Origin of the sequence: Bacillus sp. FJAT-29937, assembly GCF_001509555.1 — a bacterium.
In the GTDB taxonomy this organism is placed as follows: domain Bacteria; phylum Bacillota; class Bacilli; order Bacillales; family Cytobacillaceae; genus Cytobacillus.
The window spans coordinates 22,659-39,298 of the sequence record NZ_LMAS01000014.1 but is presented as its reverse complement, the minus strand read 5'-3'; the positions used below and the strand labels follow the sequence as shown (position 1 = coordinate 39,298).

14 protein-coding genes are annotated in these 16,640 nt (G+C 37.7%); 11 read left to right on the top strand and 3 right to left on the bottom strand.

Annotated features, from left to right (window positions below; all coding sequences use genetic code 11):
* Nucleotides 1–103: 103 nt before the first annotated feature.
* The 4 genes from AR328_RS20290 to AR328_RS20275 all read left to right on the top strand — a co-directional run bounded on the left by AR328_RS20290 (nucleotide 104) and on the right by AR328_RS20275 (nucleotide 5,194).
* A complete protein-coding gene (locus AR328_RS20290; protein ID WP_066300986.1) occupies nucleotides 104–1,636 on the top strand; it encodes an ABC transporter ATP-binding protein in 1,533 nt (510 codons plus the stop codon).
* A complete protein-coding gene (locus tag AR328_RS20285; protein ID WP_066300976.1) occupies nucleotides 1,629–2,774 on the top strand; it encodes an ABC transporter permease in 1,146 nt (381 codons plus the stop codon). Before AR328_RS20290 ends, AR328_RS20285 begins: the two co-directional genes overlap by 8 nt.
* On the top strand, nucleotides 2,774–3,733 hold the full coding sequence (locus AR328_RS20280) for an ABC transporter permease (protein WP_066300973.1): 960 nt from the start codon (nucleotides 2,774–2,776) through the stop codon (nucleotides 3,731–3,733). Before AR328_RS20285 ends, AR328_RS20280 begins: the two co-directional genes overlap by 1 nt.
* A 753-nt stretch (nucleotides 3,734–4,486) precedes the next feature.
* Entirely contained in the window at nucleotides 4,487–5,194 is a 708-nt protein-coding gene (locus tag AR328_RS20275; protein WP_066300967.1) for a hypothetical protein, read from the top strand.
* Nucleotides 5,195–5,629: 435 nt separating this feature from the next.
* Here the strand turns inward: AR328_RS20275 and lspA are convergent, their stop codons facing one another.
* The gene (lspA, locus tag AR328_RS20270) at nucleotides 5,630–6,067 is read right to left on the bottom strand and encodes a signal peptidase II (protein ID WP_066300965.1); all 438 of its coding nucleotides are present in this window, start codon (nucleotides 6,065–6,067) and stop codon (nucleotides 5,630–5,632) included.
* A gap of 216 nt (nucleotides 6,068–6,283) precedes the next feature.
* On the opposite strand from lspA, the gene AR328_RS20265 reads away from it, so the two are divergent.
* Nucleotides 6,284–6,736: a hypothetical protein gene (locus AR328_RS20265; protein ID WP_066300961.1), complete on the top strand. Its 453-nt coding sequence runs from the start codon at nucleotides 6,284–6,286 to the stop codon at nucleotides 6,734–6,736.
* A gap of 51 nt (nucleotides 6,737–6,787) precedes the next feature.
* On the opposite strand, the gene AR328_RS20260 is transcribed toward AR328_RS20265, so the two are convergent.
* Complete coding sequence (locus tag AR328_RS20260) at nucleotides 6,788–7,990, bottom strand: MFS transporter (RefSeq protein ID WP_066300957.1); 1,203 nt, start codon at nucleotides 7,988–7,990, stop codon at nucleotides 6,788–6,790.
* Between the two features lie 25 nt (nucleotides 7,991–8,015).
* Nucleotides 8,016–8,606, bottom strand: a complete 591-nt coding sequence (locus AR328_RS20255) for a TetR/AcrR family transcriptional regulator (RefSeq protein ID WP_331457207.1) — start codon at nucleotides 8,604–8,606, stop codon at nucleotides 8,016–8,018.
* Between the two features lie 149 nt (nucleotides 8,607–8,755).
* Between AR328_RS20255 and AR328_RS20250 the strand changes: the two genes are divergently transcribed.
* The 6 genes from AR328_RS20250 (at nucleotide 8,756) to AR328_RS20225 (ending at nucleotide 15,747) form a co-directional block, all read left to right on the top strand.
* The gene (locus tag AR328_RS20250) at nucleotides 8,756–9,616 is read left to right on the top strand and encodes an amidohydrolase family protein (RefSeq protein WP_066300952.1); all 861 of its coding nucleotides are present in this window, start codon (nucleotides 8,756–8,758) and stop codon (nucleotides 9,614–9,616) included.
* 134 nt (nucleotides 9,617–9,750) lie between these two features.
* Nucleotides 9,751–10,218 carry a hypothetical protein gene (locus AR328_RS20245; RefSeq protein ID WP_066300949.1) on the top strand — a complete coding sequence of 156 codons (468 nt, stop codon included), beginning with the start codon at nucleotides 9,751–9,753 and terminating at the stop codon, nucleotides 10,216–10,218.
* Between the two features lie 648 nt (nucleotides 10,219–10,866).
* Nucleotides 10,867–11,697 (top strand): pentapeptide repeat-containing protein, encoded by an 831-nt coding sequence (locus AR328_RS20240; RefSeq protein WP_066300947.1) that lies wholly within the window; start codon nucleotides 10,867–10,869, stop codon nucleotides 11,695–11,697.
* A 191-nt stretch (nucleotides 11,698–11,888) separates the two neighbouring features.
* Nucleotides 11,889–12,932 carry an ABC transporter substrate-binding protein gene (locus tag AR328_RS20235; protein ID WP_066300941.1) on the top strand — a complete coding sequence of 348 codons (1,044 nt, stop codon included), beginning with the start codon at nucleotides 11,889–11,891 and terminating at the stop codon, nucleotides 12,930–12,932.
* 141 nt (nucleotides 12,933–13,073) lie between these two features.
* Nucleotides 13,074–14,522, top strand: a complete 1,449-nt coding sequence (locus AR328_RS20230) for an MFS transporter (RefSeq protein ID WP_066300938.1) — start codon at nucleotides 13,074–13,076, stop codon at nucleotides 14,520–14,522.
* Nucleotides 14,523–14,541: 19 nt separating this feature from the next.
* On the top strand, nucleotides 14,542–15,747 hold the full coding sequence (locus tag AR328_RS20225; protein WP_066300927.1) for a M20 family metallopeptidase: 1,206 nt from the start codon (nucleotides 14,542–14,544) through the stop codon (nucleotides 15,745–15,747).
* The last annotated feature ends 893 nt before the right edge of the window (nucleotides 15,748–16,640 follow it).

Genomic DNA, 16,640 nt, shown 5'->3' with positions numbered 1-16,640 from the left:
ACAATGAAATGAACCATTAGAAGTTTATCATTTCCTAATTTAAGTAAAACTAGGGAATGATGAACTTCTTTTAAATTATTTTTCCTGATAAAGGAGACGAAAGATGTCTGATTATATTGTAGAAATGAAACATATAACCAAACGATTTCCTGGAATAGTAGCGAATGATGATGTATCCATTGGTATTAAAAAAGGAGAAATATTTGCCTTGCTTGGAGAAAATGGTGCAGGTAAATCAACTCTGATGAGTATTTTGAGTGGAATGTATGAACCGGATGAAGGTGAAATCTATATCCGGGGAGAAAAGGTGGAAATTAGTTCACCGAACCATGCGGCAAAGCTTAACATCGGAATGGTCCATCAGCATTTTAAGCTCGTCCCTGATTATACGATTACCGAGAATATCACCTTAGGAATTGAGCCAATCAAAAAATTTGCGGGACTCTTCCCATATGTAGATATTCGAAATGCCAATCGTAAAATTGAAGAACTGTCTAAAAACTTTGGCTTAGAAGTGGATCCTACGAAAAGGATAGCTGATCTTACTGTTTCGATGCAGCAGCGGGTGGAGATTTTGAAGGTGCTTTATCGTGAAGCAGAAATCCTTATTTTTGATGAACCGACAGCTGTCCTAACGCCACAAGAAATTGAGTTCTTGCTCGGAATTATCGAAGGCTTAAGAAACGGTGGAAAAACAATCATCTTAATTACACATAAGCTGGATGAAATTAAGAAAGTGGCCGATCGATGTGCTGTATTGAACAAAGGCAAATTAATTGATGTGTTGGATGTAAAGACGACCTCGGTCAAACATATGGCCCAATTAATGGTGGGCAGAGAGGTAAACTTTGAATCTGAAAAAGTACCTGCTCAGTTTAAAGAGGCAGTATTAAAGGTAGAAAATCTAACTGTTAAAAATGAAGATGGTTTTGAAGTGGTGAAAGACGTATCCTTTACCATCCACAGCGGCGAAATATTTGCAATTGCTGGCGTTGCAGATAATGGCCAAGTTGAAATAGCGGATGCCATTGCTGGATTAACAAAGGTGAGCGGCGGGAAAATCTTCCTCGAGGGCAAGGACATTACGAGTGAAAGTATAAGAAACCGAACAGAAACTGGAATATCTTATATACCAGAAGATAGACAAATCTTTGGGCTATTTTTGGATTTTGATTTATCAACGAATTTAGCATTAAAGCAATACTATAGGGAGCCCTTTTCAAGCAAGGGAATCTTAAATAAAGAGGAATTTGAGCAATTCGGCAGTCAGTTGATTGATAAATATGATATTAGAAGTGGACAAGGCAATAAGACGCAAGTTCGTTCGATGAGTGGCGGTAATCAGCAAAAGGCCATTATTGCTCGTGAAATCGAGTTGCAATCACCGCTTATGATATTCGTTCAGCCAACACGGGGAGTAGATATTGGGGCGATCGAAAATATTCATAAAATGATGATTCAAGAACGGGAAAAAGGAAAAGCGATCTTACTTATTTCATTAGAGTTAGATGAAATTATGAATGTAGCGGATACCATTGGAGTGATATATAATGGCCAACTTCAAAAAATTGCTAGCAGTGAATCATTAACAACGAATGAAGTCGGTGAATATATGATGGGGGCAAAGCATGAGTAAAAAGAAAAAAACCTTAAGTTACAGTCTTATTCGACCAATAAGTAATGAGAAATGGCAGCCATTCACCATTCCGTTAGTATCCATTATCATAAGCTTTATCGCTGCTGCTATTGTCATCCTATTAATTGGAAAAAACCCCTTACAGGCATTCTATAATTTATTCCAAGGGGCAGGAATCTTCCCTAAGCCTTTTTATGCTGGCTATAAGAGCATGTTAACAGACTTTTTGATTTTGCTAAATGCCATGACCCCACTTGTGTTTGCAAGCCTTGCAGTTGCTGTTGCATTTAAAGCGGGTCTATTTAATATTGGGGTTTCCGGTCAAATGCTCGTCTCTGGTTTTTTGGCGACGATTATTGTTGGTTACAGTGGTTTAGATGCCATAATCGCAAAGCCGCTAGTTTTAATCATCGGATTTATTGCCGGAGGGTTAATTGGCGGATTAGTAGGATGGCTAAAATATAGATTTAACATTAATGAAGTCGTATCTACGATTATGTTAAATTATATTGCTCAATATGTCATAAGCTTTTTTATTCAGATGTATTATATTGATCCTGTTTCAAGGCAATCCAAATATATTTCAGAAGCAGCAAGATTAACTTTAGTAAATGTTGAAATGGCCAACTTGAAAATGGATATTCCATTAGGCTTTGTTTTAGCCATCATTACCGCTATTTTAGTAAAGTTTGTCATGGACAAAACAGTGGTTGGTTTTGAACTTAAAGCGGTAGGTTCCAACCGAAATGCAGCAAAATATTCAGGAATTAATGTTGGAAGAAATACAGTTTTAGCCATGGTTATATCAGGAGGCTTGGCAGGTCTTGCAGGTGTCACTTATTATTTAGGTTATTTTTCTTCCATCCAGCCAAAAGTATTATCGAGTCTCGGTTTTGATTCCATTGCTGTATCACTGCTCGGAAACTCCCATCCAATTGGAGTAATTTTTTCATCATTTTTAGTATCGATTATCGATCAAGGAAGCACGTATATGAGTTCACAGTCTGGAATTAGACAAGAAATTGCTTCTGTTATCATCGGGTTAATCCTATTGATTAGTGCATGTGGAGAATACATGAAATTTAAAGTCAAACGCCTGAAGGAAAAAGAAGTGGATCGAAAGGAGCGTGAATCATAATGGATACAATAATTATTGATGGATTATCCTTTGCTCTGCCTCTTTTTATATTGGCAATAGGCGGAATTTATAGTGAAAAGAGCGGTATTATTAATTTAGCGCTTGAGGGCTTCCAAGGTTTTGGGGCATTCATCGGGGCACTGTCAGCTGTTTTAATCGCGAATGCTTCTGGCAGAGATATTCAAGATCTATTCTACGTGGCGTTACTATTTGCGATGATTGGCGGGATGACTTTTTCTATTATTCATGCTGTGCTATGTATTAAGTTTAAAGCCAATCAAGTAATCAGTGGTGTCGTAATTAATATTTTGGCGTTAGCACTAACAACTTTCTTAACAACACAAATAAATGCACTTGTATTTGGGGCTGCTTCGGACAAGTTTCGATTAGGTGTATCGCAGCGGTTTACGATTGAAGGCTTAGCCAATATCCCAGTGATTGGTGCGGTCTTTACGAATGTGTATCCGTTTGAAGTGATCATCGTCGTGATTGCCATTTTTGCTTGGTATCTTTTATATAAAACAAAATTTGGCATGCGTTTAAGAGCAAGCGGGGAAAACCCTCAATCGGTTGATGCAGCAGGTGTAAACGTATCAAAAATTAGGTTTTCCGCAGTTCTCATATCGGGTCTATTATCAGGCCTAGGCGGCATGTGTTTTGCCTATTCCATTTCAGCTAACTTTTCTTCAAATATTTATATGGGATATGGATTCTTAGCCATTGCCGCATTAATTTTTGGCAATTGGAGGATTCTCCCTACTTTAGCCGCTTGTCTATTATTTGGCTTTGCAAAATCTGGGGGAGCATATATTGCTCAATCCATGGCATTGCCAAGCAGCTTCACCGATTTATTCATGATTTTACCGTACGTTTTAACGTTGTTGTTATTAATCTTTTTCTCGAAATCTAATCGCGCACCGAGAGCATTGGGTGAGATTTATGATAAAGGGAAGAGATAGAAGATTTTCTAGGCAGTTTCCCCACCACATAAACGTCAAAAGGAGTTTGTACTCTGGGATATTCCGGAGTACAAACTCCTTTTCTGTTGGTCCTAGGGTCTAATTCAAAAATGAAAGGTTCATAACGCTCGTTTTGGGCTGTAGCTAAAGAAAACACGGACTATGAATGGTTCATAACGCTCGTTTGAGGTGGTAGCTAAAGAAAACACGCACTATGAAAGGTTCATAACACTCGTTTGGGGCGGCAGCTAAAGAAAACACGCACTATGAAAGGTTCATAACGCTCGTTTGGGGTGGCAGCTAAAGAAAACGCGTACTATGAATGTTTCATAACGCTCGTTTGGTGTGGTAGCTAAAGAAAACGCGTACTATGAAAGGTTCATAACACTCGTTTGGTGTGGCAGCTAAAGAAAACGCGCACTATGAAAGGTTCATAACGCTCGTTTGGTGTGGCAGCTAAAGAAAACGCGCACTATGAAAGGTTCATAACGCCCGTTTGGTGTCGTAGCTAAAGAAAACACGCACTATGAATAGTTTTTAAAACAAGAAAAGACCAAAACTCCAATAAAGAATAAATATGTTAATGAAGTTTGTGGGGGAGACTTTGTTAATGATATGAATGATTTAGAGTATTAAAATCAAATTATTATTTCAATCAATTGAAGAAGGAGCGTTTTTGGCTCGTATCGCTGGGCGATATAAGTTGCAAATATAACTTAAAACCTTCATATTTAATAGTATAGGAGGTCCGATATGCGACGTGATATACAACCGAATGAACGAGCCTACTCTTCTAAGGAAGTGGCAGAAGAAGTAGGGATTGCAACTCCCACTGTCCGAAAATATGGCCAAATCTTAGAGCGGAATGGATATGAGTTTTTGAAAGATGGCGATCGACGAATCTTTGTTCAATCTGACATCGAAGCACTTATAGCGTTGCGCGATACAGACAAGCCCCTGGACGATACAGCTAAAGATCTTGTGAATCAACAAAAAGAGAGATTAGAAGAATCCAATGAAGCCGAGATAGCGGTAATCGATACATATGAAAATTTGCCTCATGACCCCAATCAATTAAAAGAGGTCTTAATGGTATTAGCCAATGAACTCGCAGCCACACGTGAAATGAACGTCCAACTGACAAACGATATGTCAGAGCTTAAAACAAAGGTTTCCAGACTCCAGCAAGATCATCATGCTATAAGTTCTAGTATTGGAAATTCAGCTCAAAAAACGAATGCTAAAATTGAAAAATTAACTGAACAACAAAATATCCATTACGAAACATTGCTGCAACAAGAAAAACAAAAAAGTGAACTTTTACAAAAAGAAATACAAAATATGAGGGACGAACAAAAAAGAGAATGGAGTTCACAAAGTGATTTTAATAAACGTTTAGAAGAAGCGATACAAAAACCTAAAGAAAAATGGGGAGGGCTTTTCTCCATATTCCGAAAATAAGGGAACAGTTAGACTCCTTAAGAAGTATGTAAAAGCTCTTTTTTTGTGCCGTATCGCTGGGCGATATACTTTGAAATATGTACCCAGAGTCGCTTTTTGTAATTCTGATATGCGATATGACATGCCCCTCGACCCGATTCAATTTAATAAAACACTATTTTTCAAATTTCAACAAATTTCCGGGGAAATATCGACAAATTATGATTTTAAATATACTGACTGATAAAAAGTCGATATGTGGATAGGAAGGATGTATTATGAGGCGATGATTTGCAGCATTCCTCATTCACAAGAGAAACGCCTGGATGTTTATCGATTATTGGCACGGGAATTGCTCAAGTAAAGTGAAGGGCGATTGAAAAGATTCTGACCCCAAATACGGTATTGCTTGATGTATCTGGGGTCAGGAACCCATTTCAATTTTTTCAAGAAAATCTACTGCTTTTTTTTCAACCAGCTAACGACTCCATAAATAATGAGCAGCAACACTCCTATCTCAATTGCATGGTCGGCTAAGTTAAGAATTCCACCAGAGCGAATGATAAAATCTGTCACTTGCCCAAACAAGAACCTATCAATGCCGTTTCCTATTGCTCCACCGACTAGAAATCCAAAACTACTATCGATGAGGGCGCCCTTCATTTCTCCCGTTCTGCGAAAATATAAAACACCTATCACGAACAACACAGCGACAACTCCGAAGAGCCGTGCATAGCCTTGAAATAAACCTCCTGCCATCCCGCTATTTTCGATATGTGTGAGTGGTATTCCCCACAATGAAAATCTAACATTTATGTCAATGTAAGTACGAATTAAATATTTAGAAACCTGGTCCATCACAATAACGAGGATTGCAATGACATTAAAAAGCATATATTGTCCTACTTTCTTGCAGAATGATTTGCATCTTATCATCATTATAATGGAAGGCTATTTTCTATCCTATTATGACGCTTTATTATGTTTGTTCAATAATCCCTGGGTATTAAAAGCAAAACCATTGTTTACAAACCTTCTTTTTTCATTTCTTATGTTACAATGGTGATATCCATATTAGGGGATTTATGAATGTGAGGGGATCGGAAAAAAATGTCCACTGTTCTTACATATTTTGTTACCCTTATTGCCATTGTAATTTCAGTATTTGCTACACTTTATATTAAGTCTGAACTAGAGCGGATGTTTGGGGAAGAAAAAGATGAGTTCGCTTTTCATTTATGTAATGTGATTATTATCTTAATGGCTGCTTTTGTAGTAAATGCTGTCATGACTATTTATATCAGTGGGAATGGATTCAATTGGATGGTCCAGGTAGTCATTCTCCTATTCATGATCATACCCATTTATATTCTGGGGCACCTTGCATTTGAAAAATATAAATTAGTTTATCGAAAATACACTGCTGAGAATGGAAAAGTGATTGTCCTTAATGAAAGGTACATAAAGAAGAAAAAACCATTTTCAAAACTTAAACATTATAATGCTAGTGCAAAAGAAAATAAATCAAAAGAATATAAAAATAAGAGGTTTTCCAGGAGTTAAGAAACTTAGGGGAAGCCTTTTTTCAATCCAGGGGGCGCCTTGGCCCCGTTCTTATTTCGCTAGGCTTTCTGCCAATTGATTTTCTTTCCACATGACTGTAATTCCGAAGCCAATGACCATGATGACAGCGGCAAACAAATAAGGATAATGGATGTTTACGTCAAAAAGTACTCCGCCCATTGCTGGTCCAACGATATTTCCTAAGCTCGTATAGGTAGAATTCATTCCGGCAACAAACCCTTGCTCTTTCCCGGCAGCCTTTGATAAAAATGTCGTCAATGCCGGGCGAAGCAGGTCAAATGCTAGGAAAATAAAGCTAGTTACTACCAGCATTGCCAAAAAGCTAGAAACTAGCGTGGAAACCACTGCTAAAATTGCACCAACTACTAAACATAATTGGATTAGCTTCTTCTCACCGAGTTTATCTACCATTCTACCAAACAAAAATACTTGCACAATAACGCCGAAAATGGAGCTTACTGTAATAATGATGGCAATATCCTTCGGGGTAAAGCCAAATTTATGATCAGAAAAAAGGCTAAAAACAGTTTCATATGCCGACAAACCGAATGCGAGTACGAACACAATCATAAAGGCAATAAAGTATAGTGGGCTAATTGATCTTTTTAAATCGCCAAAAAAGTTTGTTTGATTTGTTTTGGCAGAGATTTCAGCAAGCTGTTCCTTTGTCAGCGGTTCTTTTAAAATAAATATCGATAAAATGCATGCTAAAAAGGCAATAGCTGCCGCAAAGTAGAAGGGGACGCGTATCCCATACTCTGCAATAAAGCCGCCAATCCCAGGTCCTATAATAAAACCAGTACTTATAGCAGCAGAAAGATATCCCATCGCTTTCGGCCGTTCCCTAACGGACGTAATATCCGCTACATACGCAGTAACACCTGGCATAATAAAGGCCGCACTAATTCCCCCTAGAGCCCTTGACAAATAAAGTACTGATACATGCGTTCCTAAACCAAAGATAAGTTCCGAAATGCCAAAAAGGAATAAGCCGATGATAATGATTTTCTTTCTTCCATATCGATCAACCCATCGTCCCGCAAGTGGCGACATAAGCAGTTGTGCCACAGCAAATACGGCAACAAGATACCCCATCGTCTTTCCAGATAAATGCATGATATTCATAAAAGACGGCATAACGGGAATAATGAGACCAATTCCTAAAAATGCAATGAATATATTGCTTAAAAGAATAATTAATACCGATTTTTGTTCTTTAATTGTTTTCGTCATGTAACCTCACCTTTTTCTTCACGAATCACTGATGTGAAATACCCCTCCAAAACACGGACCATGATGCTTCTAATTTATCCTTTAGCCGTTTCTCATCATTGCCGTATACGAGTTCCAGCATGATTGAATCGACTACTCCTAAGAAGGCGAAGGTCGGTGTTTTTGCAGCATTCCAGGCAATGACTCCGGTATCGATCCAATCCTGGAATTTATCTTCTAGTACCCCTTGAACCTTATCCTCGAGATCGATGACTTCCTTTTCAATTGCTTGTGCAAGGTGTGCCGGCGGAAAAAAAGACATACGCAGCCAAAACTTTAAATGCTCATTTTTTTGAAAAAGATCGATAACCAATTTTAGAAATCCGTATAAATCCTTTTCAGGCTTTTGTGAATCAATTTTACTGAAATATTGGAGTTTTGAAGATAGCTCAGTCTCTTTCGCATCCCATAATACTTGCAGAAAAAGATCATCCTTCCCTTTAAAATGGGCGTAAATGGACTGCTTTCTCATCCCAACTTCTTCAGCTATTTGGGAAAGCGAGGCTCCTTCATAACCATGAATGGTGAAATATTTTAAAGCCGCCTCTTTAATTTCAATGCTTTTCAAAAGAATCACCTCGAATTTAACGAACGTTCGTCAGTTATAATAGCAAATTAGGTAAGTATAATCAAGCGGAATATATCATAAATTTTAACTTATAAAAGCGGGTAATCTTATGGACACAACTTGATATATAAGATTCTATGTTGAAATGGAGGATTAAAATGATTGTTGATTGCCATTTTCATGTGGATGAAACAATGCTGACTTTAGAGAGAATGATAGAAGGTATGGATAAAAACGGTGTAACTAAAACAGCACTAATTGCTCCTATGAACGAAACAATGTTTGAATTGGATAGCGGTTTTCAACGAGCTTTACAATACCTATCCCGTTATTTAATACTAAATGCAACTCAAATTGGGCTCAAAGTTTATGATGGTCTAGTAAAAGGTGGCTATTTGAAACTCTACGGCAATTCATACAAGATTTTTACCAAGCCGAGCAATGATATTGTTGCTGCTGCAATTGATAGATTTCCAGATCGGTTTCTAGGCTGGGCAGCAGTCAATCCAACCCTTCCTGAATCAGTAGAAGAAGTAGAATTATATCTTAATAAACCTGGCTTTATTGGGGTGAAAGCTCATCCATTCATGCATGAATATAGTATTAAGGCACTTGACCCAGTTGCGGCTATGTGTGAATCAAAAGGCATCCCGATGATTATCCATCTATCTTCAGAACCAGAATCCTATAAATATTTACCTGAAAATTATCCTAAACTTAAATTAATTTATGCTCATGCAGGTCTTCCATTTTGGAAAAAGCTATGGAAATACATTAAGGATCAACCAAATGTATTTGTTGACACATCAAGTGATTATCTTAATCCTGCTATTGTAAAGAAGGCGGTGGAAACTTTAGGATATCGTAAAGTTCTTTATGGTTGCGATGGACCATATGGAATGGAAAAATTTAATGAATATGACTATTCGGCAAAGAAAAGTTGGATTGATTTGCTTCAAATTCCTGATAACCAAAAGGAATATATACTTGGAAAAAACTTTTTAGAATTGATTGGTTAAATCAAAGGGAAAGTATATTCATTACATCAATCTATACGAACTTTTTTGTTCAGAATACATTGATTAATGGACAAGATTAAAAGTTGAATGACCTTACTGTATGGAGCGATTATTTTATAAAGGAAGGTGTTTAAATGGGAATTTTGTGCGGTTGTGGTGTAACTGCAACTTCGAATGCAAGTCCTGTAAACTATCTTATAAATGGAATAGCTCATTCGGGAACTTTGACTGTGGATTTAAGTGTTTGCCCAAGCTGCCATCAAAGAAACGACTTTGTAAAAGTTTTATATGCAGATAATGTAAATGCAGATTTCGACTTTTCCTTTACCTCACAGTCAGTTAATTTGCCTTCATGTGAATTTTTGGGAGAAGGAAATTTTGCTACCTTAAATTCCATCGTAAAGGGGAATGCTGTTGGGACAATTATTAATGGAGCGGCTACAGTAAACGTTTTTGCCGAATCAGAGCCAGATATTGTTGTTTTTCCAACTAATCAGTTTTTTTTCGGGATCGATTTAGAAGATGAAAATGGAAACAAATTCATACAGGACTCACCTATTCAGCGTGATTCAGGAGAATTTGATTTTTGTGCTTTTGTTTAGGGCTTTGCTTTTAAAGTAACATAACTTCAAGGACATAAGTCTCTTAAGTGTAAATGGCATTTATTATGCAGGGGATGATTTCACTTTTAATCTTGCCACCTATAGGTTGCACGCTTGTCCGCAACCAATTTTTGTCCTTATTTTTAAAAAAATGCTTACTCGAAAGGGATTATTGGTTCTGTAATTATGTTGAGTTTACCGTGTTTGAAAATAAACGGATAAATTCCGGCTATTTTTAGAAATACTCATTTTTCCCTAAAAATAAGGGGAGGATTTCCGTCTATCTTATCCAAATCTATGTATTTTGTCCTTTTTAGAGCAGTTTATCGGAATTTCTCCGCTTATATTGACCTTTTAAGCCTTTCCAAATACATTAGCCGGAAATTCTCCGCCTATGAATTCTCATACCTGCATGAAATTCTTAGGCATATCAAGCCGATAGTTCTAAAAAGGTAATCATGTTGACAAATAAACAGGAAATCCAAGCATTTATAGAGAACTTTAGTAGATAATTGGGTTAAAATCTATAATATAAAAAAATAAATAAGAAAAGTGATAATCTATCATTCGTAGAAAACTCTTAAACATAATATGAATATTTTAAAGACAATCTCGGGGATATTAATCATTTCTAAGGAAGTGTAAGCCTTGTCTAATCTAATTAAGAATGACAATAGCTTAAAAGCAGACTGTGAAAATTGTTTTGCCTTATGTTGTGTGGCTTTGCCCTATGCAAAGTGTGCAGATTTCGCACATAATAAAGATGGGGGTACTCCTTGTCCCAATCTGCAATCAGATTATCGATGCAGCATTCATAGCAATCTAAGAGAAAACGGGTTTCGAGGCTGTACGGTTTATGAATGTTTTGGTGCTGGGCAAAAAGTTTCACAGGTGACATTTGGCGGAAATGATTGGCGGGGCAGCCAAACTTTAGCTAAAGAAATGTTTGACGTATTTCCGATCATGCAGCAGCTTCACGAAATGCTATATTACTTATATGAAGCAATTGGTTTGGAAGAAACAAGATCCATCTATGATGAATTACAAACAGCCATTAAAAAAACAGAAAACCTTACCTATTTAGATTCGCAGTCAATTTTAGACTTAGATGTACCAGCTCTACGTGGACGCATTAACGAGCTGCTTCTGCGTACAAGTGAACTCGTTCGTGCAAAAGCTCCTAAAAATCCAAAGCAAAATAAATGCACCAAAGGAAAAGATCTTATCGGTGCAAAGCTAAAAGGTGCCGACCTGAGAGGATCTAATTTACGGGGGGCTTTGCTCATAGCCGCTGACCTCCGACAAGCAGATTTAAGATGGACCGATTTTATTGGTGCCGACTTAAGAGCTGTTGATTTAAGCGGTGCTAATGTGACAGGCAGCCTCTTTCTCACTCAAGCACAGGTGAACTCGGCAAATGGTGATAGGCACACCAAACTACCATCTTCCTTAAGGTTTCCCGATCATTGGCTAAAATAACCTGAACTAACATCTTTGTTAAAGCAGAGGTGTTTTTTTATTACTCGATTTTTTATCCCTTTAAAGCCCAAAAGATTTTTTCAATTTTCTGTTGTTTATAAGTAGATAGACATGGTATTATCGAAATATTAACAATTTATTACTTGATTTCAAGTAGAGAAAAAACTAGTAGAGTAGAGGAGCGTAATACCATGAGAAAAATTTGGATGACCCTATTATGCGGGATGTTGCTCATACTTGCGGCTTGTGGTTCCAACAGCAGCGGGGGAAGCAGTAGCAGCAGTAGCGATAGCAATAGCAGCAGCTCGGATGGCGGCGGAAGTAAAGAGGCAGAGAAAACGGTTAAAGTTGGAATTATTCAGCTAGTAGAACACCCGTCTTTAGATGCAGCACGGGAAGGTTTTGTAGCTGCATTAAAGGATGCAGGATATGAAGAAGGAAAAAATTTAAAGCTTGATTATCAGAATGCTCAAGGTGATATGAATAATAATATGTCAATTGCACAAAACCTTGTGGCAGATCAAAACGATGTTATTCTAGCTATTGCCACTGCTAGTGCTCAAGCAGTTGTACAATCTACTAAAGAGATCCCGATTCTCTTTACAGCGATTACAGATCCAGTTGGCGCGAAACTAGTCGAAAGCTTTGAAAAGCCAGGCGGAAATGTATCAGGTACATCAGATACACATCCGGACGCCATCAAAAATACAATTAACGCTATTAAAAAATTCATCCCTGATGCGAAAAAGGTTGGAATTATCTACAACTCAGGTGAGCCAAACTCTGTGGTAAACGTTGAGAATGCGAAAAAGGTTATTGCAGAAATAGGACTAGAAGCTGTGGAAACATCCGTATCTACAAGCTCTGAAGTGAAGCAAGCTGCTGAATCTTTAGTCGGAAGAGCAGACGTATTCTATATTCCAAAGGACAACACAGTCGTATCGGCTCTTGAATCTGTTATCACAGTAGCAAATGAGAAGAAAATTCCAATGTTTGTAGGAGAAGGCGATTCCGTAAAGCGTGGAGCATTTGCTTCATACGGGCTTGACTATCATGACCTTGGCTATTCTACTGGAAAAATGGCATTAGACATTTTAAACGGTAAAAAGCCAAGTGAGATCCCAGTTGGCTTCCCTGAAAACTTAGAGCTAGTCATTAATAAAAAGGCAGCTGAGCTTCAAGGAATTACATTAACTGACGAGATGTTGAAAGAAGCAAAAATAGTAGGGGAATAAGATAAAAATCACACTGCAAAGTTTAAAGCAGTGTGATTTTTTATTTTAAGATATTTTATGATAATTTTGCAGTAAATCTCAAATATTAAACGTGAACTAAATTTTATAAGCACTTTATGATCCTAATTAGGAGGAAAAACAATGGAAGCAGCTAGTTATAAAGGTACAAATAAATTGATCATTGGAATTGTGTTTGGGGTCATCACGTTTTGGCTATTTGCTCAGTCAATGGTTAACGTAGTTCCGGCTGTTCAGAAGGATTTAGGCATTTCACTTGGCACATTAAACATCGCCATCAGTTTAAGTGCTTTATTCTCGGGTTTGTTTATTGTGGCGGCCGGCGGGCTGGCAGATAAAATTGGGCGAAAAAAAATGACATATATCGGGTTAAGCCTAAGTGTGATCGGCTCCCTTTGCATCGTTTTCACACAAGGATCACTTTTACTGATCATCGGGCGAGTTATTCAAGGACTGTCAGCAGCTTGTATAATGCCTGCAACAATTGCTCTTGTGAAAGCTTATTTTGAAGGTGCAGATCGGCAGCGTGCTCTAAGTTACTGGTCCATCGGATCTTGGGGCGGCTCAGGAGTGGCTTCTTTCGCAGGTGGTGCCATTGCAACTTATCTGGGGTGGAGATGGATTTTCGTTTTTTCAATCATTTTCTCTTTACTCGGGATGTGGCTGATTAAAGGTACTCCAGAAAGTAAAGGTGAATCAAAAGGTGCATTTAAATTCGATTACACTGGATTAATCGTATTTATTGTCACCATGGTTGCATTAAACATATTTATCACCTACGGTTCAGATTTAGGCTGGACAAGTTTCATTACGATCGCTCTTGCCGTTGTAACCATTATCGGAGCCATTGTTTTTATCAAAATTGAAAAAGGGAAAGATATCGCTCTCATTGACTTTTCTATTTTTAAAAACAAACCATATTCAGGTGCAACGATTTCCAATTTTCTATTAAACGCAATTGCTGGAACACTTGTTGTGGCAAATACTTATGTTCAAGTAGGCAGAGGCTTTAGTGCCCTTCAATCAGGCATGCTCTCTCTTGGATATTTAGTCGTTGTCTTAGCAATGATTCGTGTCGGCGAGAAAATTTTGCAAAAAATAGGCGCAAAAAAACCAATGGTTTGGGGAGCCCTTATCACGACTATCGGTGTAGCCATGATGGGGTTGACCTTCTTGTCTGATCTAGCCTACACAGTGGTCGTTTTCAGCGGATTTGTATTATTCGGACTTGGGCTGGGAATGTATGCCACACCATCAACAGACACATCTGTATCGAACGCGCCTTCAAACAAAGTTGGAGAGGCAGCAGGCGTTTATAAAATGGCAAGTTCACTTGGCGGGGCGTTCGGCGTTGCGATTTCAGCTACTGTATATGGTGCGATTTCCGTCGCTTCAAGCTTGGAAATGGCTGCAACAGCGGGGATTATCGTAAACGTTATTTTCGGAGTTCTTTCTATTCTTTCTATTCTATTCATGGTTCCTTGGGATGCTGGAAAAACAGGGAATGAAAAAGCGTCAAAAAAACTAAAAATACCAACTCCTGGTCAACCAGAACCAGAGCCTAGTCACTAAATAAAAGGAGAATAGACAGATGTTGCTGAACGAAATAATGAAAAAGCTAGATGATAAAAATGAGCGGATTATTGATATTCGCCGCTATCTTCATGAACATCCGGAGCTTTCTTTCGAAGAAGAACAAACAGCTAAATATATAGCTGATTTTTATAAAGAAGTACCAGTGGATTCGGTAGAGACCAATTTCGGAGGACAGCGTGGAATCGTTGTAACCATTAAAGGTTCCAAGCCGGGAAAAACGATTGCCATTCGTGCTGATTTTGACGCCTTGCCAATCAAGGAAGAAACGGGGCTTCCTTTTGCATCGAAAAACGAAGGAGTCATGCATGCTTGTGGCCATGATGGTCATACAGCCTATATGTTGGTATTAGCTGAGACATTAGCTGAGTTTAAAGATCATTTAAAGGGAACGATTCGAGTCATCCATCAGCCAGCAGAAGAAGCTCCTCCTGGCGGCGCAATCGGCATGATTAAAGCGGGGGTTCTTGATGGTGTAGATGCAATCATTGGGATCCATGTCATGTCTACAATGAAAACAGGTCATATTTATTACAGAAGCGGGAATACACAAACTGGCCGATCCTATTTTAAATTAGTTGTTCAAGGGAAAGGCGGACATGGGTCGTCTCCTCACCTGGCAAATGATGCTATTGTGGCAGCAAGTTCATTCGTCATGAATGTACAAACAATCGTTAGCCGCCGAATCAACCCATTTGATACAGCTTCGGTTACGATTGGTAATTTCGATGGAAAAGGGACATTTAATGTCATTAAAGATGCCGTAACCATTGAAGGAGATGTCCGGTCCATGTCTTCTGAGACGCGTGATATCATCGAAAAAGGTGTAAATGCTTTTGCAGAAGGACTAGAAGCTTCATACGGAGTAAAGTCTATTCTTGAATATAAAAATGATTACCCTGTTCTTTATAATGACCCTGAAGTAACCGAACATGTACATCAAGCTCTGGAACAAGCATCCATCCCCGAAGTTGAGGCTGTTTTGGAAACACCGCCGCAGCCGCCTTCTGAAGACTTTGCTTACTATCTTGAAAAAGTGCCAGGATGCTTCTTTTATGTAGGTGCGACGCCTGAGTCAAGTGAGGCCTATCCACATCATCATCCTAAATTTAATATTAATGAAAAAAGCCTGATCATTTGTGCGAAAGCGATGGCAGCCGTCGTCACCTCTTACTGCGATGGAAGCGAAAAAGATACTGAATAATGATAAACAAAAATGCAAAAAACTGCTGTCAGAGATGACAACAGTTTTTTGCATTTTTCAAGTCTACTTTTTTAGGACGGTTTTACTAGTTTTCACAAAACCGCTTTCATTATTCGACAATATTAATTTTTATTTAAAAACCAAAAAATAATAAATAAGCCCTATGAATTGTAATTTTTGACATATAAGATTTACGGAAATTTTAGTTATATTTTTATTACTCAATTGAAAAATGATAAATGGACTACTTCTGTCTGATTCATTATTCCTAAAAAACATTCTCATTTCAAGATATTTACAGGAGTAATATAACAGACAATATTCGACAAAAAACATGGGAGTATTTGACCAAATTGTGAACAGATGTTACTAAATATATAACGAACAATTAATTTCAATAAATTGGATTTTAATGGTCAATGATACAGCGCTGTTAGGAATGGTGAAAGATGAAGCAAAGTGAGAAAAGCTGTTCAGGATTATTACGGAGCTATTAAAAACTGAATATTGACTAAAAGAATAGTACCTCTTTCATATTTTCTAAAAAGGATCCGGACTATACCGACTTTTTGCTGAGATATAAAACGCTCGATTGGAGCAATTTTAGAAGTTAAGTGCAATATTACACTTATTTTTCCAGAAGGGAAAGTTCTTAGAATGATTAAGTGCCTAAAAGGCAATGTAACACAAAATAATAAAAACTAAGAAAAACAGGATTAAAGGTCTATAAAATGTAATATTTGTAAAAAAACTACAAGACATTTCAATAAAAAAACTGAAACATAATTTTCTCTGCCTAGATACATATGATCCATTTGTACTAAAAATCATCTTGGGATTGAGATATTACAGGGATTAAATTCATAGATAGATTTTCATGTAGCGATATGCGG